The organism is Parafilimonas sp. (genome assembly GCF_051953455.1).
Lineage (GTDB): Bacteria > Bacteroidota > Bacteroidia > Chitinophagales > Chitinophagaceae > Parafilimonas.
Genome location: NZ_JBQCIT010000014.1, coordinates 231,986 through 257,098, shown reverse-complemented (window position 1 = coordinate 257,098; position 25,113 = coordinate 231,986). Strand labels below are relative to the sequence as shown.

The window sequence follows — 25,113 nt, the reverse complement described above, 5'->3', positions numbered from 1 at the left end:
AAGGTATTATGGAAAATATACAGGCAGTAACGACAGGAAAAATAAAATGCACTAAGGTTGCCGAAGTGGAAATTGTCTATAAATCAAATGTGAAACCTTCTGAACGACCGGTTATCAAAAGTTCAAAAGATGCGTATGGTATATTAAGTAACTATTATAATACAAACATTCTTGAATTGCAGGAACAGTTTTGTGTTCTTTATCTCAACAATGCAAAAAAAGTTCTTGCCATCAATAAGCACTCAATAGGCGGAATTGTCGGCACCGTTGCCGATATACGCCTTATATTGGCTACGGCTTTAAAGCTGGCAGCTTCAGGCTTAATAATTTCGCACTCACACCCAAGCGGCAATCTTTCTCCAAGCAGGCAGGATGAAGCAATCACCAATAAAATAAAAAATGCCGCGCAATTGATGGATATTGCCCTGCTTGACCATATCATTATCAGCAGTGAAAATTATTATTCAATGTCAGATAATGGAATAATATAAAGCGCTTAATTTTTTAAAGTAGTTACCGGCACAGATAAATCTGTGCGGCGCTACTTTTCTTTTTGCAGGCGCGGCAAAAGAAAAGTAGCAAAAGAAAAACGCTGATGCCGGAAGGATTGTTATAGTTTTTTTGATGTGCATTGTTCAACATAAATGTATTGATAGCATTACTGAAGTCTAATCCGTCATAATTTATTATCCAATAGATTTGTAGAAAATATTTCTGTTGATTCTTTGTATTGCCTGCCATCAAAAATTATAAACAGATGAACCAGCCAATACTTTTTATATCATTGTTTTTATTGCTTTTCGTTTTACTTGCAGGCATTAAGGTATTTATATTATTCCATGCATCCCGCAGAAAAAATTTTCGCCGGTGGATATATATAACCAGTTTGAAATCGTCAATGCGCCTTCAGAGCGTGCCAGGAGATTAAGTAAACTGCAAAATAATTTATCCGTTATCCTGTTTATTTTCTTGCTGCTTTCAGCAGTAGTATATTACCTGTTTTTAAAAAAAATAATTTGATAATAGAAGCAATTTTCCTAAAAATTAAGCTCTTCCTGTTTTACATTGCTCCAAAAACCTCTTAATGCTTGTGCCTATGTTTGCACATGGTTAACCATTGTTTGGAAAACAAAACTAATTGCAAAACAACTCTATAAAACTATGATGTTCTGACAAGCGTATATTGCTTCGAAATGTTGATATTTTGTGCGAATCGCAATATGATTTTTTAGTAGTTTAGGTTTGGTATTGAGGGTAGTTTATTTTAATTGTAGGACTATGGAGCACGATACATTACAGCAGGAAATGGAAAAATTACAGGCCTTCCTTTTTATAGAAATGGAAAATTATCGAAGAGCCATAAATGAAAGTTTAGATGTAAACGCCGTTAAAACCCCATATCGTAAATTAAAGGCAACTTTGCAGGCGTTCCGGTTGCTAACTCTTGAGTATGAGCAACAAAATAATAAAGAAATAGAAATGTATAATCGGCGGCATTTATATGGTAACCCAAGAGAAATGGCATAATAAAAGAATGTTGCTTCTTTAATAACACCAGAACAAAACAAAATGACTGTTTTTGATATTACTTGCTTTTTCACCTATATAAAAACAGGCTCTATCATTTTCCCCTGAAACTTATCATCCAGTTAATGCCAAACTGGTCTATTATCATTCCAAAATAATCACCCCCAAACGTTGTTGCAAGCGGCATGCTTATTTGTCCGTATTGTGCTAAGCCGCTAAACAGTTTATCCGCTTCTTCTTTGCCGTTAGTGTAGGCGACAAAGCGAGTCATTAATGGATGATAGACGATTTTGAAAACGACCTTTATTCTTTGCGAGTATATAACCTTAATGGATTCTTCAAAGAATTTTCAGGCAATAAAAAATGACCCATTTGTAAGTATTGCGTTAGATTATGAACGAACGAAAACATCGCCTAAAAAACTCACCGGAAATATTGTTTTTACCATAAAAAATCTCAACAACAATAATTCTTATACGATTGACCTTCCTGATAAAAGTTATAAGAAAGATGATAGGAAGAGTACAATAAGCATTAACGAGCCTGTTGCAGCTATTGTATGGGATAATAGTGATAGTTTTAACTGGTATGATGTTTCTATAAAAGTACAAGGATATAACAATTTTGAGAAGCGGTATGCGGGACGTGTAGAAACAGGGCAAAAGGGTAAAACTGATCCATTAATGGCAGGGATGATGTAGCAAGGTGATGAGAAAGATTATTCGTCGCTAAATTTGTTTCCTTGTAAAATGAGAGAATGAGCTAAGATATATTCCGCTTAAGTGATTGTTATATCTTTTTGTGATAGCAGTATCCTTTTGCCGAAGGCATGACTGGAAGATGGAATATTATCTTTTTCTTTATGTACTGGGTGCCTTAGTGAATTTAAACACTCAAATGTAATTGTCCATTTCTTAATCATAAAAATTTATCATCTTGTCCTCTTTACCAAACGAACTAAAACGAACCCTCACACCCCTTATGCTGTGGGGCCTTGGCGTGGGTTATGTTATTTCAGGTATGTATTTCGGATGGAATCTGGGTTTGGAAAAAGGTGGTACGCTCGGATTGGCAATTGCCACTTTTTTTATCATTATTCTATATATAACTTTTACTTTTAGTTATACCGAATTAGCTTGTGCTATACCTAAAGCCGGCGGCGCATTTGATTATGCCAACCGGGCTCTCGGAAAAGACTGGGGCTTTATCGCCGGTATGGCACAGAACATCGAATTTATTTTTGCACCCCCTGCCATTGCTTTTGCCGTTGGGGCGTATTTCAATTTATTCTTTCCTCAAATTCCGGTATTGGCAATTGCTATTTTCAGTTATGTGGTTTTTACGGGATTGAATATTTATGGCGTAAAAGCAGCCGCCACTTTTGAATTGATCATTACTATATTAGCGGTTGGCGAATTATTGTTATTCACAGGAGTTACCCTGCCTCGTTTCGAGATGAAAAATTTACAGCATAATGCTTTCCCCCACGGATGGCAGGGTGTGTTTGCGGCCATTCCTTTTGCTATATGGTTTTTCCTTGCTATTGAAGGCGTTGCTAATGTAGCGGAAGAAGCCATTCGTCCTCAACGCACCATTCTGTTAGGTTTTGGGTCTGCCATTCTTACTTTGATCATTTTGTGTGTGCTGGTGTTTGTAAGTTCTATAGGAGTAGCAGGCTGGGAACAAATCGTTTATAAGCCGGATGGAACGACCTCCGATTCGCCTTTGCCCTTAGCACTGGGTCAAATTGTAGGGAATAATAACCTGCTGTACCATTTACTGATAACAATAGGATTATTTGGATTGATTGCTTCGTTTCATGGAATTATTTTAGCCGCCGGCCGTTCCAGCTTTGAATTTGGAAGAATAAAGTCTGCGCCGGCTTTCTTAGGAAAAATTCATCGGCGTTTTAGAACGCCATCTAATGCTTTGTTAGTAAATATGTTTATTGGCATCATCGCGTTATTAACCGGTAAAACAGCCGAAATTATTACTATTTCTGTGTTTGGAGCTTTAACCTTGTATATTGTGTCTATGCTGGCATTTTTTCGGTTAAGAAAGAAGGAGCCGCAATTGGAGCGTCCTTTTAAAGTACCATTCTATCCATATTTTCCAGTAATTGCGTTGGTGATTGCTGTTTTTTCATTTGGTGCTATGGCGGTGTACAATTTTAAACTGGCGCTGATTTATTTTGTGATTGTCGGCTTCAGTTTTCTGTTATTTAAATTGTTTAAAAATAAATCCATTACTAATAAAACCTATAACAAAAACATTTCTCACGAAGACCCGAGCTGCACAAAGAATATTCATTAATGCTTTGTGCTTTGTGAGAAAATAAAACTTCCGAAGTTATTATATGACAAAAACTGAGATTATTCAATATGTAAAAGACCATCCTTCCAAAAGGGTTAAAATTGCCTTTACTGATATTGACGGCGTTTTGCGGGGAAAATATGTTTCAACTGAAAAATTTCTCGCCGTAATTGAATCGGGAATGGGTTTTTGCGACGTCATCTTTGGCTGGGATGTCGGTGATTTAGCTTACGATAATGCCCGGCATACCGGATGGCATACCGGTTATCCGGATGCGCCGGCCCGAATAGATATTACAACTTTTCGTAAAATTCCCTGGGAGAACGAAATGCCGTTTTTTTTGGGTGAATTAATAGATAAAGAAGGCAATCCCTGCTATGTTTGTCCGCGACAATTATTAAAGAAAGTATTGAATAACACAGAGCAACAGGGCTATATGCCTTATTTCTCACAGGAATTTGAGTGGTTCAATTTTGCTGAAACGCCACAAACAACCTCCGATAAACAATTCAAAAATCTTACACCGCTTACGCCGGGCATGTTTGGTTATTCTATCTTGCGCAGCTCGTTAAAAAACCCTTTTTTTAATGACCTGTTTGAAGGGCTGAATAAATTTGATGTACCATTAGAAGGGCTGCACACCGAAACCGGCCCTGGCACTTATGAAGCGGCTATTGTTTATGCACCCGTTATAGAGGCTGCCGACCGGGCTGTATTGTTTAAAACAGCCGTGAAGGAAATTGCGTACCGGCATGGCATTATGGCTACGTTCATGGCAAAAATCAGCGAAAACCTGCCTGGATGTGGAGGACATGTACACCAAAGTTTATGGGATAGCAAAGTGAAGAAAAACCTGTTTTACAACGAAAACGATCCCATGAAAATGAGCAAGCAAATGAAGCAGTATGTGGCCGGACAATTATTTTGCCTGCCCCATATCCTACCCCTGTTTGCTCCGACTATCAATAGTTACAAGCGACTGGTGGAAGGAGCCTGGGCGCCCACTACACTTACTTGGGGAATAGATAACAGAACAACTGCCCTTCGTGTATTAGCGGACAGCAATAAATCCTGCCGTCTCGAAACGAGAGTGATTGGTTCGGATGTAAATCCTTACCTCGCTATGGCAGCTTGTTTGGCCAGCGGATTATATGGCATAAAAAATAAAATCGAATTAAAACAACCGGCTACGGCTGGCAATGGTTACAGAGATTATTCTAACGGCTCATTACCTGCTACTTTGCATGAAGCTACCCAACTGATGAAGCAATCGGATGTAGCCAAAGAAATATTAGGTGAAAATTTTATTGAGCATTTTGCCCAAACCCGTGAGTGGGAGTGGCGGCAACATCTCAAAGCCGTAACGGATTGGGAGTATAAACGTTATTTTGAAATAATTTAGCCTTCAACTCCCTAAAGGGAAGTAGAATAGATGCCTTGTGATTGCGATAATTAATGTAGGCTTTTTCGAACAAATAAATTATAAATAACGAATGACCTTCAATACTATCTATCAGTATAATTTTCCTGCTACCATCCGGTTTGGCGCGGGAGCCAGTAAAGAATTAGGTGATTACCTGCTGAAAAATAATTTATTTCGGCCATTAATTGTAACCGATGCTACAGTGGAGCAACTCTCTTTTTTTAAAACAATTGTGGAAGAACTTAAGAAGAAAAATATTTCCGTTGAAGTATTTCCAGATATACATAAAAACCCGGTAAAATCAGATGTGTATAGAGGAACGGAAATGTATGATGCCACACAACGGGATGCTATCGTAGGCATTGGTGGCGGCGCGGCATTAGACGTGTCAAGAGCGATTGTACTAAGAGTGAATCATCGTGAAGATTTGTTTAAGTACGATGATTTAATTGGAGGTGATATATATATTACCAACGATGTTCCGCATTTCATTACCATTCCTACCACCGCTGGCACGGGAAGTGAAGTAGGAAGAAGCGCCATTATTGCCGATGACGAAACGCATCAGAAAAAAATACTTTTCTCTCCCAAACTAATGGCTAAAATAGTTTTTGCGGACCCATTGCTTACGATGGAGCTACCATCTTTTATTACCGCCGCTACCGGCATGGATGCGTTAACACATAATATGGAAGCCTATTTGGCTAAGATGCCGCATCCCTTATGCGAAGGCATTGCACTGGAAGGTATTTCGTTAATTAGTCAATCATTAGAAAAAGCTGTGAATAACCCGGATTTGAAATCAAGAAGTAAAATGCTAATGGCTTCGATGATGGGCGCTATTGCGTTTCAAAAAGGATTGGGTGTGGTACATTCGTTAGCGCATCCGCTTTCTTCGTTGCTTGATACGCATCATGGATTAGCCAATGCCGTAAACATTCCTTATGGTATGCAATTCAATATAGAAGGTTTTGAAAATAAATTTAAACGCATAGCAAGAACGTTGGAATTAGAAGACGAAAGTGGTGAAGCGGTGGTAAATTATTTATTTGACTTAAATTCAAAAATAAATATACCACATAAACTAAGTGCTATTGGTGTGAAGCCGGAACATATTGAACCCTTAGCCGGTTTAGCTATAGCTGATTTCGCGCATCCCAATAATCCCAAACCTGTTACAAGAGAAGATTTTAAACAACTGTATCTGGCAGCTTTATAATATGAGCCTATATGAAAATTGCATTAACCTATACCGGTTCGGATGAAAAACATAATAACTATGTACGTTGGTTGCAGGGGAATGAAAACATAACTGTTATAAAAATCTCAGCTGATGATAACAATTTACACGAATTAAAGCACTGTGATGCGCTGATATTATCCGGTGGGGTAGATGTTCATCCGGGGGTTTATAATCATCACTCAGTTTATGCGAATGCTCCTGAAACATTTAACAAAGAACGCGATCAAATCGAATTAGCTATTTTTCAATCCGCACTCAAAAGCCATAAGCCAATATTGGGTATATGTCGTGGCCTGCAATTAATCAATTGTTTTTTTGGAGGAAGCCTGCGGCAGGATTTGGGAAATGATTTGAATAAAATTCATAAAGCGGAAGAAAAAGATAAAGCACATGGGCTAACCATTGAAGCCGGAACGCTATTACACAAAATAATTCATAAGGAAAGAGGTGTAGTAAACAGTGCACATCATCAGGCTATAAAAAAGTTAGGCGAAGGACTAAAGATAAATTGTATGGCAGATGATGGTACGATTGAAGGACTCGAATGGGCTGAAGCCTCTGATAAATCATTCCTGCTGGGTATTCAATGGCATCCGGAACGTATGTTTCAATTGGGGCTGGAAGATTCCCCGTTATCCAAAAACATTAGAAACGTATTTATTGAAGTCATTAATCAATCAAAAAAAATCAATGAAAATTATAAACCCTGCCACTGAAGAAGTAATTATCGAAATACCGGAAGATAACCGGCAATCTGTAGAACAAAAATTCCATCAATTACAAGCAGCACAGCCAGCATGGCAACAAGTTTCGTTAGCAGAAAGAGCAGCTATATTGCAGCAGTTTGCCGGGCTGTTAGAAAAAAATAAAGAGCACTTAGCCACTATTCTCACTTCAGAAGTGGGCAAACCCTTGCAGCAATCCCGCAATGAAATTAATGGTGCTTGTACCCGCATTAAATGGCTGGTTGAAAACGCCGAAAAATATTTAGCCGATGAAACCATGTTTGCCGATGCAGGCCTGAGAGAAAAAATAGTGTATGAACCCTTAGGTGTGGTGTGTAATATTTCTGCATGGAATTATCCGTATTTGGTAGGCGTGAATGTATTTGTACCGGCACTGTTAGCCGGGAATGCAGTGTTATACAAGCCTTCAGAATATGCTGCTTTAACGGGATTGGAAATAGAAAAATTATTGAGAAAAGCCGGAGTGCCGCAGCATATTTTTCATATTGCCATAGGTGCACGGGAAGTAGGGAAGTTGTTATTAGAACTTCCATTTGACGGATACTTTTTTACCGGCTCTTACAAAACCGGAAAATATATTTATGAAAAAGTAGCGCCGAAAATGGTGCCCTGTCAATGTGAATTAGGCGGCAAAGACCCTTTATATGTGGCCGATGATATTGCCAATATAAAAGCGGTTGCGGCCGGTACGGCCGATGGTGCTTTTTATAACAATGGGCAAAGTTGTTGTGCGGTAGAACGTATTTATGTACACAAAAATATTTATGATGAATATATAGATGCTTTTATTAAAGAAATGCAATCGTGGAAGATAGGCCTACCTACAGAAGAAGGCGTATATATTGGCCCGTTAAGCCAGGAAGCACAACTGGATTTTTTGGAACAACAAGTAACTGATGCACTGCAAAAAGGAGCTACCCTCGTAACCGGCGGTCATCGTCTTAATCATAAAGGTTATTATTTTGAACCAACAGTTTTAACCAATGTAAGCCATACAATGACGGTGATGAAAGAGGAATCGTTCGGGCCTGTTATTGGCATTATGAAAGTAAATAATGATGAAGAGGCAATACAATTGATGCAGGATACAGAATACGGTTTAACTGCCTCAGTTTATACTAGTAACCAACCCAGAGCCGAAAATATACTTAAACAACTTAATGTAGGAACCGGTTATTGGAACTGCTGCGACCGGGTAAGTGCAGCCTTGCCCTGGAGTGGCAGAAAACACTCGGGTTTTGGCACTACTTTGTCTCATGCCGGCCTGCGAACTTTTACCAAACCAAAGGCCTATCATTTAAGGAGTTAAAATTTATAAGAAGAAATATAAAAAAAGATTCCTATACAGGAAAAAAACCGTTTACCTCAAAAGAAATGGCAAAAGTAGTAATGCAGTAATTGCTTTTGTCCAAAAAAAGCGGTATTTAGTTTTATCGCATACTTTACTCCGTAAGTCAAAATTTTAGAAAAACAGGTTATGACATTAAATAAATTTCAGTTAATCGAACCGGATGAACAATCAGCTATTATTGCACAGGCAAAATACCTAACTGAGCGTATTGATGGCGCATATACTTAAATTGGCATCGTGTATTTAATGAACGAAGAAATTTTGTTGCCTTCATTGCTGATGACGGTTGAAATTATATACAGATTTAGCAGGTTTATCCTCGAAAGCTTAGTGCTACTGTTTCATGAAGATGCGCATCCAGTTGTTTATAAAAATCTGCAACTAGTTTGGTATAAATTTTACTTCTCGATTCAAACTGGCGTTCATAATGAATCTGCGAATAAGAAAGAATTAGCGATGCGTAAGAAATAAACACTTCTTTTGAGCAATTCCTTTTTTGAAATTCAATGAATGCTTTTTTAAATAAATCGTACAGCGTTTCTTTTTCTTCCCCGGTTAAAAATAATGCTTCCTGCCTGTCGTAATTGGCAAACGAAATATCTTTTACAGCCTTGCTCAACAATTTTGCATCAATCAAAATAGCATATCCCGCAAAAGGCGCATTCAAATCCCATTGAATTATATTACCGGGCTTATCAAGAAATAAATAAGCGTCAGATATTTCTTCGATTGGCGACTGCACTTCAATTTATCTTTCAATGCCAGCAGGTAAAAATCTATTTCAACCGGGTTGGATTTAAGCCGCATTTTAGGATGTTCATCGTAATGTATAACCTGACTGTTTCACTAGTGCTGGCAATATGAAGATATTCTAAAAAAGGAGTATGTTGTACACTTTAATCACACGCAAAAAAATATGTGCAAAGTTATACGCTAAGCTTACTATTGATGAAAACGTTTAACAGATAAAATGAAACTTTTCACCGGGTGATTTGGTTAATATGCTGTATAAGTTGAACGCTGCTGATAAATACTTTGTCTTTATTATTCTTTTGAATACAGATATGATAAGAAGCGTTAACTGCACAATCGGCAAAATTCACGTCCGAGCCTGTTATATTATATTTCCCTGTGTGGTTGTTGCAATATACCGTTACCACAAATTTTTCTTTGGTGGCAATCTTTGTAAGATAACAGTTGATGGCTATGATGCGTTTTGACCATGTTTTAAAATCCAGTATCACGTCAAATTCACCTAATGGTATTTGCGATGTATCATAAGTATATAATCGCGGCTCAAAGCCTTTGCGGATAGCTGTTTTAAATGACGATACTGTGTATTCCATACAGGTTTACTTTGATTGCAGTGCGTTGAGCTTGCTGTACATTTCCGTTAGCCCTGCTTTTTGCAGAACGTCGCCGGTAAGGTTATTGAGTTCTGTTATGGTATCTTTACCTGCTGTTTGCAACAAACCGCCTTCGCTGTCTTTTGCCGATAATCCCAATTCTATAACCCTGGTTAGTAACAGTGCATTTTTACGCGGCATACGCAAATCTATTTTCACTGTGTCATTCATGCCCGGAGACGTTAAGAGCGTCTCATAAATAATGCTTACATCTTTTGCTGATAACATACAATAGAATTTTTAATTTCATGAATCTTGTTCATACTGTAAAGCTATTATGCAATAAGTTTCAACGAGGATTTTACCTGTTCAAAAATTGAAGGGGTGGTCGGAAGTTGATAAGAATTTTATTCAATGCAATGATGTCATCCGCAAAAAATAATTTCAAAAGTTTAACTTTATCTGATGAATTCTGATAATTCTATACCGTCTGCAAAAAAAGACAATGTCCTAAATATTGGTGTAGAACAAAATTTTGATTATTTCTTTAGACAATACTATGTTGCTTTATGTTTTTTTGCAAATTCAATCATCCATAACGATGAAGATGCAAAAGATATAGTACAAGATTGTTTTATAAAATTTTGGAGTAATGATATTGTTAATGAAAAAGTGGATATCGTTAAATCATTTCTTTATACAATGGTTCGTAATCGTTGTATTGATTATACAAGAAAACAGAAGACCATAACTAAAACTAAATCTATCCTGCTAAAGAGTGAAGAAGAATTTGAACACTTTGATGAACTTGTTTTTGCAGAAATGATGCGCCAGATATTTGACCAGATTGAAGAACTGCCCGAAACAATGAAGACCATCCTGAAAAAATATTATTTTGAAGGAAAGAAATACAAAGAAATTGCTGCTGAAATGAATACAACGCCAGATGCGGTACGAATGCAAAAAACAAGAGCTATTAAAATTTTAAAACAGAAGTTGCCTCCTCATATTGGATTGTTGCTTATGTTCCTGCTTCAAAATTTAGGACAATAAAACTATTCTAAAGACTACTATTCCCATGCAAGTATAAGCGTTGCACCTAACAATTAAATTTAGCGATAATACCATTCACTTCTTCAAAAATTGAAGGGGTCATTTTTATTTGTATTGTCATACATACTTTCGATACTGTCATTTGAATTGTGAACAGGAAAATGTGTGTTATGACAATTGAACAGGCAAAACAAATGGACATGGTAGATTACCTGTCCGGGCTGGGCTTTCAGCCAACAAAAATCTCCGGCCATAGCTATTGGTATCATTCTCCTTTACATGATGAAAAAACGCCTTCCTTTAAAGTAAACCGAAAAATGAATCGTTGGTATGATTTTGCCGAAGGCAAAGGAGGCAACTTGGTTGACTTTGGTATTTTATTTCACCGTTGCAGCGTTAGTGATTTCTTGCAGAAGCTGGATAGCCCGGTTATTGCATTGAAACATCAAACAACGGGACAATCGAACCCGGATAATGAAGGCAGTACAATCAGCATTCTTTCCACCCATTCCATTGGTTCTTATCCACTGTTAAAATACCTGCATGAAAGAAGAATTGCACTTCCTGTTGCAGAGCAATATTTAAAAGAAGTTCGTTATCAAATCGGCGATAAAACTTACTATGCTTTAGGCTTTAAAAATGATGCAGGGGGCTATGAATTGCGTAATGCTTCTTTTAAAGGAAGCAGTTCTCCAAAAGACAGTACGTTTATTGATAACGGGACGAAGGAATTAGCCGTCTTTGAAGGCTTTTTCAATTTCCTTTCTTACAAGAATATGTATTACAACCAGCAGGAGCCTTTGCGCAATTACCTGGTCTTAAATTCTACTTCTTTCTTTGAAAAGAACCTGCCGAAAATGCAGGAGCATACCTGCGTTCATTTGTTTTTAGACAACGATAGAACAGGACAAAAGTTTACACAAAAAGCATTGGATTTGAATAAAGAAAAATTTCGGGATGAACGCCATTTATACCAGCGATATGATGACCTGAATGATTGGTTAGTGCATATCGGGCTATCGCAAAAACAGCAGATCAAACAAAAACTTTAAATCTTCTTTGGATAGCAGAACGCTCCAAAAACAATCTTTGAAATAACCTGATAATAGTATATAAGAAAGTACCGGCGGTTGAGGCAGCCTGCTTCGCTGCTACCGGTAAAATGTCCCGTTGTAATACAACGGAAATTTTACTGCCATTTCCTCCGAAGTCGGTGGCGGTTATTTGAGAGATTTTGAACAGTGTTTATTTATTAACGAGGTAAAAGAAATGTGATGACGAAAGAAAAAATAAGCAGGTCTAAGCTCTTACAGGTAAGGCTTACACCAAAAGAATTGGAAAAGATTAACCACAAATTTTCCCACTCCACCTGCAGAAAATTGAGCGACTACGTACGTAAAAAATTATTGGACAAACCCATTGCAATTTATACTCGCAATCAATCGCTGGACGACTTTATGGCAGAGATGATAGCCTTGCGCAATGAGCTTAATGCTATCGGAAACAACTACAACCAGGTAGTAAAAAGGCTGCACAGTTTACAGCATTTTCAAGACATAAAAACATGGTTGTTGCTGAATGAATCAAGCAAACAAATCCTGCTGAAAAAAGTAGATGAAATCAAATCAAAAATCAATCAAATCAACGAACAATGGTTGCAGTAATCAAGTCATCCGCCAGCATCAGAAATGTATTACAATACAATGAGAATAAGTTGAAACAAAATGTTGCCCAACTGATCTATTCAAAGAATTATGGAAAGGATACAGAACAGTTAGGATTTACTGATAAAATCAGGACGCTCGAAAAGATTATTTCATTAAACGAAAGAACCAAGTTAAATGCTGTTCATATCTCCTTAAATTTTGATCCTTCCGAAAAGCTGGATAAAGAAACACTACAAAAAATTGCAGACGCTTACATGCAAAGAATTGGTTTCGGTAACCAACCCTATTTGGTTTATCAGCATCGTGATGCGGGGCATCCCCATGTGCATCTCGTAACTACGAATATTCAGCGGGACGGAAAGCGGATCAGGATGCAGAACATCGGCCGCAACCAATCAGAAAAAGCAAGGAAAGAAATTGAAAAAGAATTTAAGCTGGTGCAGGCAGAGGCGCATCATTTAAAACAGGCTTACGAAATCAAACCTGTAAACGTTCAAAAAGTACAGTATGGTAAATCAGATACGCGCCGGGCTATCACGAATGTATTGGACGCTGTTTTACCAACTTATAAATATGCTTCACTTCCCGAATTAAATGCTGTATTAAAACAATACAACATCGTTGCTGACAGAGGCAAGGAAGGTTCACGATTGTATAACAGTAAAGGTTTGATGTATCGCATATTAAATGATAAAGGAGAAAAGATCGGCATACCTATCAAAGCCAGCCAGATTTATAACAAGCCTACTTTGAAATTTCTGCAGCAAAAATTTCTGCAAAACCAGACAGAAAAGCAGAGATATAAACTACGGGTTAAAAATGCGATTGACTTTTCTTTTGCCAAACAACCGAAACAATCATTGCAAGGCCTCATGACTGCTTTACAAAAAGAACGCATACAGTTAGTGCTTCGTCAAAATGATAAGGGTATTATTTATGGTTTGACATACATAGATCATCAAACCAAATGTGTACTCAATGGCAGCGATTTGGGTAAGCCTTACAGCGCTAATCAGATCCAGGAACGTTGCCGGCAGCAAGAGATAAAATACGATGAACAAAAGCTTGTGCAGCAACCTGCACTGAAACAGGCAAATGAACAAAAACAATCTGCACCAACAACCGCAGAAGAAGCCGGCGCCGCTTTGAAGATGACAGGAATAAAAGAAGTGTTTAAAGAGCTTACTCAAACCGAGCAGGAAGGCCCGCTGGCCGCTGAATTGAGAAACGATGAACTCCGCAGAAAAAGAAGGAAAAAATTACACTATTAAAATAAAACAAAATAGTTATGACTATGCATACTGGAGAGAATGAACAGGGGTTAAAGAAAGTCATAGATATGACCCGGATGATTGCCATAGCGGTGTTATTGATACACTGCTATTATTATTGTTACGTTGCTTTTGAAGCATGGCAATTAACAAGCAAAATTTCCGACCAGGTATTAAAAGACATCAGCCATACAGGATTATTAAATGGGTTTATGAAATCCAAATTAATTGCGCTTGCCTTTTTGTTATTATCGGTATTGGGAGTGAAGGGAAGAAAAAGTGAAAAGCTGAATTACCGTACCGCTTTTGCTTATCTTATTACAGGACTATTTTTATACTTAACAAGCGGCTTTATTTTATACATTAATAGTTTATCCGCTACTGCTTTGGCAGCCGCTTATATCAGCATTACAGGCACCGGTTTCATTCTTATATTAACAGGAGGTGGATTGCTTACACGCATCATTAAGCGCAAACTCAAATCGGATGTTTTTAACAAAGGCAATGAAACTTTTCCGCAGGAAGAAAGATTAGTCACCAATGCTTATTCTCTTAATCTGCCCGCAAGATATAAGCTGAAGTCGCAAACACGGAACAGTTGGATCAACTTTGTGAATGCACGCAGGGGCATACTCATTATGGGTTCTCCTGGCAGTGGTAAAAGTTATTTTGTTGTTGAGAATTTTATCCGACAGATCATTGAAAGGGGGATGGCGTTATTTGTATTTGACCACAAGTTTCCTGAGCTAAGCACGCTTACCTATAATTGTTTTCTAAAACACAGAAATAAATATCCCAGAGGCACTGCATATTATTCTATCAACTTCACCAAACCAGAACTTTCACATCAATGTAACCCTATTCATCCGGCAACATTATTAAACTTGACCAGCGCCATTGAATCCAGCAGATCATTGTTATTAAGCATGAACAGAACATGGGTAAACAAGCAGGGAGATTTTTTTATTGAATCGCCTATCAATTTATTGGCGGCTGTGATTTGGTTTTTGCGTAAATACCGTGATGGCATGTATTGCACTTTACCACATGCTATCGAGCTTCTTCATGTTGAATACGAAAAGTTATTTACAGTGCTGAATACAGAAACAGAAATTTCAACTTTAATAAACCCATTCATCCAGCTTTATAAAGATGATGATATGGAAACACTGGGCAACCAGGTAGTGTCTGTTAAGATACCATTGGGCAGGATTTCATCGCCGGAGTTTTATTACATTCTTTCAGGTGATGATTTTTCATTAGACATCAATAATCCTAAAGCGCCTAAAATCTTTTGCCTCGGTAATGATCCGCAAAGCCAGGAAGCGCTTGCACCGCTCATGTCTTTATATGTGGACAGGTTAAATAAAATCATCAACCAGCCAGGCCGATATCCCTGCGCACAGGTCTGTGATGAATTTGCTTCCATACGCGCCACCAGTGTAATGAAAACAATTGCTACCGGTAGGTCAAATAATATTATCACGGTTATTGCGGTACAGGATTACAGCCAGTTAAAACTGATGTATTCAAAAGAAGAAGCTGAAGTAATATTTAATATCACCGGCAATATCATTTCCGGACAAGTAAGTGGTGAAACTGCCAAGTTGTTAAGTGATCGCTTTGCAAAGACCTTTCAGGAGCGGGAGAGTATATCCGTTAATAGCGGCGATACTTCAATATCAAGATCAAAGCAACTGGAAGTAGCTGTACCGGCCAGCACAATTTCCAGTTTATCATCCGGCGAATTTGTGGGACTTGTAGCAGACAACCCGGATGAATTGATTGAGCTAAAAACTTTTCATGCAATGGTAGTGAATGATCATGCCGCGATTAGCAAGGAAAACCAAAACTATTTGCCTTTGTCAATCATTCGGAAGATTGATCAGAAAGAGATAAATACTATTCAACAAATCATTAAGCAGGATGTTCAGGATATTGTGGATGCAGTGATGGAGGAGGTGCTGAATGATCCGGGGAAAGCGGGATTGGTGGTAAAAGAGAGAAAAAATTGATGCTAATTATTTTAGTATATTCGTGTTTGGCACATTTTATAAAAGAGAGCTATTGAAAATTATACCAAATAAATAAATTCAACTTGACTATGTATTTTCTTTTAGATACAAATATATTAATAGACTATATAAAAGACGGGAAGGACGATTATTTCATAGAGCAAATAAATATGCTTGCTGAGGAGGGAGTAATTAAGATATTAGTGCCGGATATACTTCGTACGGAATGGAATGAAAAAAAACAAAAAACGCTGGAGTTTATTTCAAATGCGCTGAACACTGCTGCAGTTATAACTAAAAGTGATGTTACCAGAAAAGCGTCGGATAGAGTTAAATTTATAGATGATCTTTTCTCAGATTGCATAAATATTAAGACTTCACAAAAAGTGAAGGCAGCCACAATGGATAGAGCTGTTGCGCATAAAGCTCCATTTCATGGAGCAAAAACAAGAACTATAAATGATGCTTTAATCTTTTTTTCTACTATTGATTATTTAAAGAAAAATCAAATTTCATCCTTTGTTTTTATAACAAAAGATTCAGGTGATTTTGGCTCTCCTGAAAACAAAAATGAGGTGTTACACCCGGAACTTGAAGACCCCCAAATCACAATTCTATATTTTACTTCTTTATATAAATGTTTTAATAAGCTTAAAGAAGAATTGAAATTAAAACAGCCTGAAAAAGAAGGAGCATATCAATTAATTATTACAAAGAAAAAACCGAAAAATATTCTTGATCATTTATACGTTGTAATTCGCTTATACAAATCGAAAATAGATTTCTTACCAACTTTTTTGCTTTCCAAAATAGAGCCATTTCGGGTTCGTGACTTGAGATATGATTATTCCTACCATTCAGGATCTACTTTATACACAAATAATAAATCATTAATTGAATTTCTTAGTCATATAGAAATTAAGAAAATGAAATTTAAAAAAAGCTCAGAATTCAGTAATAGCAAGAATAATTTAGAAAAGCTTCAATACATTATAACCGCTTTAAATGAAAATTTTGTTTTTACGATTTCACACGTAGCTGATAACAAACCCATTGATATTCTCAAAGAATTTAATAGTAATTGCTCTTGTGCAGTTTGTACATATTCAAGATTGTCGATAGACAATCTATTAAATAATATTTATAACGAACCGGATGAACTAAAAAGAGCCTTCATATTATTTCAAATCGGAAGATTCGACGAATCGTTAATTATATTCCATAACATATATCAGAATGCCATAGTCGAAAATAATAATAGTGTTGCTTACCGAACTCTCTTAGTACTTAAATGGATTGCTCAATTTGCCGAGTATCAAATTTCACGGAATGGCGATAAAACACTGATAAATAAGATAAATGCAATTGATCTTGAAAAGTCTTTTTTATCAGCTTTAACCGGAGATAAATTGGATAAAGAAATCGCGTTATTTTTTCATAATGGTGCTTCTATTGGTTATTACAAAATAACCATTAAAGAAGTTGTAGAAAAAATAAGAGAACATTATCAATCTCAATTAAGGCATAGCTATAGTTCAAACAGTAATCTTAAAAACTTACTAAACGATTTTCTAAACTTTGAGATGTTCATTGAACACAACGGGCTGGCATATACCAGGTATTTAGATTTTAAGAATATCTGCATAGATTTTACGGAAGGAATATTTTTGAGCATTGCCTTAAATGAATATCAGTCATCCAAAATTGAACATTTAGATGATTTAATATTAGAGAGGTTGCTTTTTTATAGCGATGCTGATACAATGATTCGTTTTTTTAACCGCTATATTAAAAAGCAGATACAATATCAAAGTGAAGAAAAGAACTTTGAGAAAACTGCCCTGAATTTTCTTAACACCAATAAGGAAACTGTTGAATACATAGCAAGCATTGGTTATTATGAAGGGAATTCATTTTTTTATAAAATTTTTTGGAATTTAATATTACTTATTTCCATAGTTGACTTCGATAAAGATTTTATATTGAAATGTGCTGACAAAATTTTCATTTTTCTTGAAAGCTTGCCCAAGCATGAAACAAATCAAATTCATCATATAGCTTCACTTATCCATTCCAAAGGTCATATTCTTAAGAAGGAAATATTACAACCATTAATTAAGTTTATTATTGCTAATCCCAATTTCCACAATGATGATGTCTTTCATGCACTATTGGGTATCAATAATTACAGATTTAAGATTGATTTTACAATATCAGAATTTAAACAACTATGCGATTTGACTCTTAATAAATGCGAAAAATGTAATAAATATCATAACGAAATGATTTTTTATTTGTTTCCTTTTTTGTCAAAGAAATTCCAGAATGAAGTTTCACAAATGATAAATGAAAAACTTAAAAAGAAATTTGACAGGGATTTATATTACTTATCCGTTTTAGGAGATTTGATTGACTATAAACCGTTTTTTAATCAATATATCAGTCCATTTAAATCCCTAAATAAATCCACCAATCCACTTCATTATCTTGAAGGGGAGATTCACTATCGCCAGGTAAATAATCTTATGAATTTAATTTTCAAAACAGGTGCGAAGCTTCCAAAAATTTATAAAGATAATTTTAAGGAATTAAGCAATTATTATAACTGGATTACTGACATGAAAGGATTTGATTATAATAAATTTGATTCAATATGGATTATACAATATCCTACAAAATACTATCTAAAAAATGCGTTTTCCATAAAAAAGGTTCGAGATGCAGTTAGGCAATTCTTAAAAGTAAATAATCAGCCTACACTTGCAAGTTATTATGTTCAATATGTTAGGTGATATAACTTATGCATAATTAAATTAAATGCGATTTAAATGAAGACTATATAATACTTTCTGCATCTTCATAAACTAATTAGCTCTCATTTGTATTATTGAGGCAAGAGCTTTTAAATATCAAGCATGCTCTAATAAAAAATTCGCATCAATTTTTAATACTTTATGTACACCTTTCAAAAAAGGTAAATCGGGTTTACGTTTTCCTGATAGAATTTCTGAAACCTTCGATTGTCCTAATCCAATTTCAGTAGCGAGCTTTGTTTGCGTTAGTTTGTTTTCGAACATTTTCAATTCTATTATCTCAATAATGTTTTCGGGGTTCTTTTTAGGTTTCAGACCCAATACTTCATCTTCATACTTTTCAGCAGCAGTAGCCATTGTTGCAAGTTTTTTAAGCTCCGCTGCAGACAAATTGGATTCACCCTTATCCATTAGCTTATATATTGCGAGCATTGTTTCATGATAGACCTTCTTGGAATTAATTTCGTGTTTCATATTCGCTACTTTTTAAAAGTAATTTTATCCGCTTTAATTTTATCGTATTCTTTATGAGATCCTATAAAAAGAATAAATACTGTTCTCACTTTAAAAATGATCAGAGCAATCAAACGGTATTGATTCCCTTTAATATCAAAAATGTACCGGTCATTGCCAACACTATCAGTTGTATTAAATGTTTTCTTTACCTCACTAAAGTCTTTCCAGTTTGCAGCCTTTGTATCATTATACCACCTCTCCAGAGCACCCTCACCATCCGGATGCTTTTGAATGAATGCCTGAATAGTAGCTTTAGAGATAATTACCATTTTTTAAAGTATTTCAAAATTAAATAAAAATTTTAATTATAGATAAAATATCTAAATTTTAGATATTTTATCTTACCTGTTATTATTATTATTATTATTTTAATTTTCGCTGTTCCTATATTTTCAAAATATCCATGTTTATACTTTTAGAATGTTTTTTTGCATATACCTGTTCACATAATCATCAACTGAAAATTCCGGTTCCTCTTTTTGCCCTTTAATCCATTCCAGTATTTCCGCTTTCTTAAAGCGGTATTGTTTACCTATCTTGAAATAAGGAATGCCGCCTTTCGCGCATTTGGCATAAATAACGTTAATGTCAAGATTTAAGAATTGAGCTACTTGTTTTACACTCATTATTCCTTTATCATTTGAGGTTGATTGAACTGCATGCTTGTTTAATAGATCTCTCAACATTTGTTTGATGGCTGTTATATTTTCATCAATCTTATTTAATCGTTGTTCAATATTTAGTTCTCGCATATATCAGGCTTTATAATGATAGAAGGTTTACTTGCCGCTTTTGCCCTGTTAGCATCGGGCACCTGCGCATAGATTTGAGTAGTCTTAACATGCTTATGGTTAAGCATTTTACTGACAATGTATATATCTTCTCCATTCTCAATAAGCGTGGTAGCGTATTTGTGCCGCCAGTTATGAAACTTTGCTTTGTCTTTTAAGCCAACTGAATTAAACCATTCTTTCAGCTTAGCCCTTGTCCTGGAATATGTAAGACCAGAAAAGACTAATTCATCGCCTTGTTTCATTTCACCAAGTATGTTTACCGCTTCCAGGCTGATATAATGTTTAAAACAACGTTCTGGCTTCGGATCAATAAAATAGATATACCATGCTTTCAAAATATTGGAATAATGAAAATCATCCCATCTTAAAATTTTAATGGCACTAAATCTACAGCCTGTTAGCAAGGCAAATATGGAAGACTTAAAAACCAATGGGTCATCAATCGGGTTTTCAAGCAATAACCGCAGTTCGTCATCGTCAATAATTTCACGAAAAGTATCAACATTATTGATACGAGAAACTCTGATAGTATAATCTTCCGGAAGATACCTGTCTAAAAATGCCTGGTGAACTATAAGTGAAAACTTATCATAGTAAGAAGCGGCCGAATTTTGCACCAGCTTTAAGTGCTTTGATTTAAGAGAGGGGGCCGTAAGCAAATACTCTTTAAATTTCTGTAGAAGGCGATCATCAATATCCCTGAACTTGAAATGTTCGCCTATCCATCGCTTTAAATATTTGATGGCTGTTTCGTAATGGGCGGTATCCACTTTTTCCCTTTGCTTATTTCGGATAAAGTTTAAAGCATAAGTGAAAAAATCTGCATCAAGCACATCTTTATTGAATAGCCCGTTGGCATCGAGCATTAATGCCTTCATACGTTTAATAAAGATTTTTTCGGCGATCTCCTGATAAAGCAGGTTCTCTTTCTTTTCCAATGATGTTACAGGTTTGACATATAGATGAAGATTTAAGTATTCTCTTCGTGTATAAATCTGTTTTTGCGGATTCCACACCGGCGGATAATAATCAATGTACAAACTGTACTTCCCTGATTTCAGTAATTTTTTTCTGATCTTTCCTCTCATAATCCTTCACTTTTACTGGTGAGATAATCTATAACACATTGTTTATTGAACAGTAATCTCTTTCCAATTTTCAATCTTGGAAAAGACTTATCCTTTATAGAACGGAATAGGGTCCGTTCACCAACGCCTAATAATGTTGCGATGTCCTGAATATTGAACCATTCTTTGTTCAACCTGTCTATGTTTGGCCTTGCGTGATTGTCAACCGATGCTATTGCATAACGCTCCAGCGATTGCCCGTTGACAGACAGAATGGACTCCGTAATTTTTTCTTCTCTTTTTCGCTTTTTATAATTGCGTTGAGCGCAAACGAGTGAACAGAATTTTGTAACTGTTGTTTGCGCAATGAATGGCTGCTTACAGTGCTGGCAGATCTTTTTGATGCGGATATTCGAGCTCATATATTCTACACTTTTTGTCCAGATTAGCTGCTCCAGTTATTTCGCCGGTTATTTCCCCTGTTATTTCGCCCGTATCTCGCCGTTTATTTGGTGAGTTTTTACTGGTTATTTCACCGGTTGTTTCGCCGTTGCGCTGCCAGTAACTGCCTGGCACTGCCTGAAGCTGCCTGATACTGCCATCATTTCGCCATTCATTTTTAAATTTTGTACCTCCCTGATTTTTTGGAAAAAGGTACAAATGAGGACACAGATGACAATAAAAAAAGGGTAAAATGTAGTAAATTTAACTTTTGTAAAAAATTGATTTACAATAGTTTAGTAAAGTGAAGTAAAATAAATTCAACTGAAGTAGCCCGCCTATTTTCCGATACAGAATTTACTAAATATATAATCAAGCTGGTCTTCATTTGTTATCTGGCCTGTTATTTCACCGAGATAATGCAGGCAGCGGCGAATGTCTAAAGCAATAAGATCACCGGGAAGTTTATCATTCATTCCTTTGCGTATATCCGTTAAAGCCTCACTTACTTTTTGCAGCGCGTCATAATGCCGGGCATTTGTTACAACCACATTTTCCGTTTCTATACTTCCGGTTATAACTTCTTCAACCAGCCGTTTCTTTAAAAGGTTGACATGTGTATGTTCTTTCGCTGAAATAAATAAAATATCAAGGCCATCAAATTTTTTAATGATGTCATCAGCATTCATCAGATCAAGCTTGTTGCCAATAAGCAGATAATTTTTACTGGCTGATATAAGCTGTTCCTGTTCATGCAGCAGGTTTTCTTTTGTTTCATGTGCACAGTCAAACATGTAAATAACAATATCTGCGTTGCGCATTTTTTCCAAACTTTTTTCAACGCCGATCGTTTCAATTTCGTTATCACTTGTTCTTATGCCTGCCGTGTCAATTAACCTGAATAAAATCCCTTCAATATTGATGATTTCTTCAATCGTATCTCTTGTAGTGCCGGCAATATCGCTTACAATAGCGCGGTTTTCATTCAATAAAGTATTAAGCAATGTGGACTTGCCTGCATTAGGCTTTCCAATGATAGCTACCTGCACGCCATTCCTGATAACATTTCCCAACTTGAATGACTGCAATAAATTACCGGTTATTATTTCTGCTTCTGAAATAAGTGCATAGAATTGTGTGCGGTCAGCAAACTCCACATCTTCCTGCGAAAAATCAAGTTCCAGTTCTATTAAAGCGGAAAATTTTAATAACTGTTCCCTTAAATTTTTAAGCACGCCGGAGAAGCCGCCACGCATATTTTGCAAGGCTGTTTTCCTGCTGGCTTCTGTGTTGCTGGCAATTAAATCAGCTACGGCTTCTGCCTGTGCAAGATCAAGCTTGCCGTTTAAAAAAGCACGTTGTGTAAACTCGCCGGGTTTTGCCAGTCTTGCACCTTTTTCTATGCAGGCATCGAGTATTTTTTGCTGAATATAAGCTGAACCATGGCAGGAAATTTCCACTACATTTTCACCCGTATAGGAGCGGGGTGCTTTGTATAATGAAACAACAACTTCATCAATAACAGCATCCTTATTTTTTAACAGGCCAACATGCAATGTATGTGAAGGTTGTTCAACAAGATTTTTATTTGGGAATAATGCATCAACAATTTCAACCGCTTTATTACCGCTTAAACGAATAACGCCAATTGCACCAATGCCCTGCGGTGTTGCTATCGCTATAATGGTATCATTCCAGTCGTTTATGTACATAGCTGCCAAAAATAAAATATACTTGTAAGCTGCAAAGTTGCAGTTAAATAAATATATGCCGGAGAGCAACACCGGATATTATACCCTGTAAGCAGTTTACAAGTTTACCGGGTTTGACTTGTTTAGGCTGAAACGGGGAGTTAAACAGCTTATAAACTTATGAACAGGGCCATCTTAATAAATATTATATAAACCCTTATTTACCGTGCTTTCTTTTCATATCCCAACATCTCATTAGCCCACGGAATAAAATATTTAAAATTAGGCGCATCGGTATGGCCGCCATCATGCTGGCGCCAGGCAAGCTGTCCGTTTAATAAGCCAACATTAACAGGCGGCATATATTCTTTCATATAATCATTGGAAACGCCAAGGTCTTTTGCGCCCAGCAATTTATAGGCAGCGCCGGCAGCAATAATGGCTTTATAACTGCCGCGATGATCAAGCCAGTTAGCATCACCTTTTTCAGGGATACCATAACTCAAAAACATAGGCCGCGGCGCACACAGGGCAATTAATCCATGCGCGTCAACTGGCAAATCACAACCGGTCATCTTACCAAATTTGGATGCTTCCGTGCCATACTTTAAAAAGTTGCCAGCCATCCAGTAAGACTCTCCACCGGTAAGGCTTTCAACGGCTTCGCCGTAATTGCGCCGCAATAAAGTAGCGCCTCCTTTTCCGGGTGAACCCACTAACGCTGTTGCAAAACGCGGCTCGAATGCTAACGTAACCAATGCTGCTTTTCCATATCTTGATACACCTTCAATACCCACTTTTTTTGCATCCACCAAACTGTCTGTTTCAAGATAATCCAATGCTCTTGCTGCACCCCAGCTCCAGGCCCGCAATGTGCCCCAGTCATCGGGTTTACGTGGCTGCCCTTTATTCACCAAACCAATAATGCCGTTGGTTAAACCATCGCCGTTATCGGCCTGTATGCTGCCGGGTTCTATTGTACAATAACCCCAGCCTGCCGCCAGCAATTGTTCCGTTGGCGGCGCATCTCCCACACGTGGTGGTGCGAAAAAATTGACGCTGGTTTTTGTGATGGCTGTGTAAGCAGGATACTTATCAAAAATAGCTTTTACAGCAGGATTGGTTTTTATCATCAGTTCTTTAAAGGTTGCATTTAATATTTCCATATCATCATTCGATGGTTGCGCAGGCGCCGGAAAAGACGGCTGCCCGAACATCATCAGCACAGGCACAGGGCCTTTGACATTCATGGGAATTACGAGCATCATTTTAATATCAACATTCACCAGTGGGTAAGAACTGTTATCTACATGACCAACAATTTGCTTTGCAATAACTGGTATAAAGCCCGGAAATATAAATTCACGGTCAGTTACTTTCACTTCCCATTTCACCGCTGGAACATGTTTCGGAATCCTTCCATACACTTCACGTTCATAATCTTCCATAATCTCCGCACGGCGGGCTTTCCACATTTCAGGCGTAGTTACTTTTGTGCCATTTTTCATGGTGAGGATATCCGGCAGTTGCGGGCAGGGGTCAGCCAGTGTTGTATCATAGTTGGCATGATTGGGCGCTGCTTCATTCCCGCTTGGTCCCGGCCTTAATTGGGTAATGCCCAGTTGCTGCATCATATTTTCCTGGTTTTGCTGCGATGTGAAATTTGATGGTTTTGGATAAGCAATGCCGTTAATGGTGGTGTCTTGTGCAGCAGAAGTAACATATAAGAATGATGCTGTAACTGCGATAAGCAAAAGTTTATTCATTGATGAATTTTTTTAGTTTTTACAGACTGGTTCAGTCTTAAAGACTGAACCAGTTTAACTATCCTGTCCA

At 36.9% G+C, this 25,113-nt stretch carries 25 protein-coding genes; 14 read left to right on the top strand and 11 right to left on the bottom strand.

Annotated features, from left to right (window positions below; translation table 11 throughout):
- Positions 1 to 8: 8 nt before the first annotated feature.
- Both ACTHN6_RS05765 and ACTHN6_RS05760 read left to right on the top strand, forming a co-directional pair.
- The gene (locus ACTHN6_RS05765) at positions 9 to 491 is read left to right on the top strand and encodes a JAB domain-containing protein (RefSeq protein ID WP_440434773.1); all 483 of its coding nucleotides are present in this window, start codon (positions 9 to 11) and stop codon (positions 489 to 491) included.
- A gap of 787 nt (positions 492 to 1,278) precedes the next feature.
- On the top strand, positions 1,279 to 1,527 hold the full coding sequence (locus ACTHN6_RS05760; protein WP_440434772.1) for a hypothetical protein: 249 nt from the start codon (positions 1,279 to 1,281) through the stop codon (positions 1,525 to 1,527).
- 94 nt (positions 1,528 to 1,621) lie between these two features.
- On the opposite strand, the gene ACTHN6_RS05755 is transcribed toward ACTHN6_RS05760, so the two are convergent.
- Positions 1,622 to 1,798, bottom strand: coding sequence for a hypothetical protein (locus tag ACTHN6_RS05755; protein ID WP_440434771.1), 177 nt, complete (start codon positions 1,796 to 1,798; stop codon positions 1,622 to 1,624).
- Positions 1,799 to 1,856: 58 nt separating this feature from the next.
- On the opposite strand from ACTHN6_RS05755, the gene ACTHN6_RS05750 reads away from it, so the two are divergent.
- The 6 genes from ACTHN6_RS05750 (at position 1,857) to ACTHN6_RS05725 (ending at position 8,561) form a co-directional block, all read left to right on the top strand.
- Positions 1,857 to 2,228 (top strand): hypothetical protein, encoded by a 372-nt coding sequence (locus tag ACTHN6_RS05750; RefSeq protein ID WP_440434770.1) that lies wholly within the window; start codon positions 1,857 to 1,859, stop codon positions 2,226 to 2,228.
- A 235-nt stretch (positions 2,229 to 2,463) separates the two neighbouring features.
- Positions 2,464 to 3,840, top strand: coding sequence for an ethanolamine permease (gene eat / locus ACTHN6_RS05745; RefSeq protein WP_440434769.1), 1,377 nt, complete (start codon positions 2,464 to 2,466; stop codon positions 3,838 to 3,840).
- Positions 3,841 to 3,883: 43 nt separating this feature from the next.
- Positions 3,884 to 5,242: a glutamine synthetase family protein gene (locus tag ACTHN6_RS05740; RefSeq protein ID WP_440434768.1), complete on the top strand. Its 1,359-nt coding sequence runs from the start codon at positions 3,884 to 3,886 to the stop codon at positions 5,240 to 5,242.
- A gap of 91 nt (positions 5,243 to 5,333) precedes the next feature.
- Entirely contained in the window at positions 5,334 to 6,482 is a 1,149-nt protein-coding gene (locus ACTHN6_RS05735; RefSeq protein WP_440434767.1) for an iron-containing alcohol dehydrogenase, read from the top strand.
- An 11-nt stretch (positions 6,483 to 6,493) separates the two neighbouring features.
- Entirely contained in the window at positions 6,494 to 7,222 is a 729-nt protein-coding gene (locus ACTHN6_RS05730) for a gamma-glutamyl-gamma-aminobutyrate hydrolase family protein (RefSeq protein ID WP_440434766.1), read from the top strand.
- On the top strand, positions 7,197 to 8,561 hold the full coding sequence (locus ACTHN6_RS05725) for an aldehyde dehydrogenase family protein (protein ID WP_440434765.1): 1,365 nt from the start codon (positions 7,197 to 7,199) through the stop codon (positions 8,559 to 8,561). Before ACTHN6_RS05730 ends, ACTHN6_RS05725 begins: the two co-directional genes overlap by 26 nt.
- Before the next feature lie 355 nt (positions 8,562 to 8,916).
- Here the strand turns inward: ACTHN6_RS05725 and ACTHN6_RS05720 are convergent, their stop codons facing one another.
- From ACTHN6_RS05720 to ACTHN6_RS05710, 3 genes are all read right to left on the bottom strand, one after another.
- Entirely contained in the window at positions 8,917 to 9,345 is a 429-nt protein-coding gene (locus ACTHN6_RS05720) for a hypothetical protein (RefSeq protein WP_440434764.1), read from the bottom strand.
- Positions 9,346 to 9,583: 238 nt separating this feature from the next.
- On the bottom strand, positions 9,584 to 9,949 hold the full coding sequence (locus ACTHN6_RS05715) for a hypothetical protein (RefSeq protein ID WP_440434763.1): 366 nt from the start codon (positions 9,947 to 9,949) through the stop codon (positions 9,584 to 9,586).
- Between the two features lie 6 nt (positions 9,950 to 9,955).
- Positions 9,956 to 10,237 (bottom strand): hypothetical protein, encoded by a 282-nt coding sequence (locus ACTHN6_RS05710; protein WP_440434762.1) that lies wholly within the window; start codon positions 10,235 to 10,237, stop codon positions 9,956 to 9,958.
- A 177-nt stretch (positions 10,238 to 10,414) separates the two neighbouring features.
- On the opposite strand from ACTHN6_RS05710, the gene ACTHN6_RS05705 reads away from it, so the two are divergent.
- The 6 genes from ACTHN6_RS05705 to ACTHN6_RS05680 all read left to right on the top strand — a co-directional run bounded on the left by ACTHN6_RS05705 (position 10,415) and on the right by ACTHN6_RS05680 (position 18,747).
- Positions 10,415 to 11,002: an RNA polymerase sigma-70 factor gene (locus ACTHN6_RS05705; protein WP_440434761.1), complete on the top strand. Its 588-nt coding sequence runs from the start codon at positions 10,415 to 10,417 to the stop codon at positions 11,000 to 11,002.
- 170 nt (positions 11,003 to 11,172) lie between these two features.
- Positions 11,173 to 12,054 carry a toprim domain-containing protein gene (locus ACTHN6_RS05700; protein WP_440434760.1) on the top strand — a complete coding sequence of 294 codons (882 nt, stop codon included), beginning with the start codon at positions 11,173 to 11,175 and terminating at the stop codon, positions 12,052 to 12,054.
- A gap of 222 nt (positions 12,055 to 12,276) precedes the next feature.
- Complete coding sequence (locus ACTHN6_RS05695; protein ID WP_440434759.1) at positions 12,277 to 12,666, top strand: plasmid mobilization protein; 390 nt, start codon at positions 12,277 to 12,279, stop codon at positions 12,664 to 12,666.
- Complete coding sequence (locus ACTHN6_RS05690; RefSeq protein WP_440434758.1) at positions 12,654 to 13,940, top strand: relaxase/mobilization nuclease domain-containing protein; 1,287 nt, start codon at positions 12,654 to 12,656, stop codon at positions 13,938 to 13,940. Before ACTHN6_RS05695 ends, ACTHN6_RS05690 begins: the two co-directional genes overlap by 13 nt.
- Positions 13,941 to 13,957: 17 nt before the next feature.
- The gene (mobC, locus tag ACTHN6_RS05685) at positions 13,958 to 15,955 is read left to right on the top strand and encodes a conjugal transfer protein MobC (protein WP_440434757.1); all 1,998 of its coding nucleotides are present in this window, start codon (positions 13,958 to 13,960) and stop codon (positions 15,953 to 15,955) included.
- Between the two features lie 89 nt (positions 15,956 to 16,044).
- Positions 16,045 to 18,747: a PIN domain-containing protein gene (locus ACTHN6_RS05680; protein WP_440434756.1), complete on the top strand. Its 2,703-nt coding sequence runs from the start codon at positions 16,045 to 16,047 to the stop codon at positions 18,745 to 18,747.
- Between the two features lie 117 nt (positions 18,748 to 18,864).
- Here the strand turns inward: ACTHN6_RS05680 and ACTHN6_RS05675 are convergent, their stop codons facing one another.
- From ACTHN6_RS05675 to ACTHN6_RS05645, 7 genes are all read right to left on the bottom strand, one after another.
- Positions 18,865 to 19,242, bottom strand: coding sequence for a helix-turn-helix domain-containing protein (locus tag ACTHN6_RS05675; protein ID WP_440434755.1), 378 nt, complete (start codon positions 19,240 to 19,242; stop codon positions 18,865 to 18,867).
- 5 nt (positions 19,243 to 19,247) lie between these two features.
- The gene (locus ACTHN6_RS05670) at positions 19,248 to 19,553 is read right to left on the bottom strand and encodes a type II toxin-antitoxin system HigB family toxin (protein ID WP_440434754.1); all 306 of its coding nucleotides are present in this window, start codon (positions 19,551 to 19,553) and stop codon (positions 19,248 to 19,250) included.
- A gap of 138 nt (positions 19,554 to 19,691) precedes the next feature.
- Positions 19,692 to 20,036 carry a helix-turn-helix domain-containing protein gene (locus tag ACTHN6_RS05665; RefSeq protein ID WP_440434753.1) on the bottom strand — a complete coding sequence of 115 codons (345 nt, stop codon included), beginning with the start codon at positions 20,034 to 20,036 and terminating at the stop codon, positions 19,692 to 19,694.
- A complete protein-coding gene (locus ACTHN6_RS05660; protein WP_440434752.1) occupies positions 20,024 to 21,166 on the bottom strand; it encodes a tyrosine-type recombinase/integrase in 1,143 nt (380 codons plus the stop codon). The genes ACTHN6_RS05665 and ACTHN6_RS05660 overlap by 13 nt, the downstream gene beginning before the upstream one ends.
- The gene (locus ACTHN6_RS05655; protein WP_440434751.1) at positions 21,163 to 21,567 is read right to left on the bottom strand and encodes a helix-turn-helix domain-containing protein; all 405 of its coding nucleotides are present in this window, start codon (positions 21,565 to 21,567) and stop codon (positions 21,163 to 21,165) included. Before ACTHN6_RS05655 ends, ACTHN6_RS05660 begins: the two co-directional genes overlap by 4 nt.
- A 357-nt stretch (positions 21,568 to 21,924) precedes the next feature.
- Positions 21,925 to 23,298, bottom strand: coding sequence for a tRNA uridine-5-carboxymethylaminomethyl(34) synthesis GTPase MnmE (mnmE, locus tag ACTHN6_RS05650; RefSeq protein ID WP_440434995.1), 1,374 nt, complete (start codon positions 23,296 to 23,298; stop codon positions 21,925 to 21,927).
- A 200-nt stretch (positions 23,299 to 23,498) separates the two neighbouring features.
- Positions 23,499 to 25,043 (bottom strand): alpha/beta hydrolase family protein, encoded by a 1,545-nt coding sequence (locus ACTHN6_RS05645; RefSeq protein ID WP_440434750.1) that lies wholly within the window; start codon positions 25,041 to 25,043, stop codon positions 23,499 to 23,501.
- Positions 25,044 to 25,113: the final 70 nt, after the last annotated feature.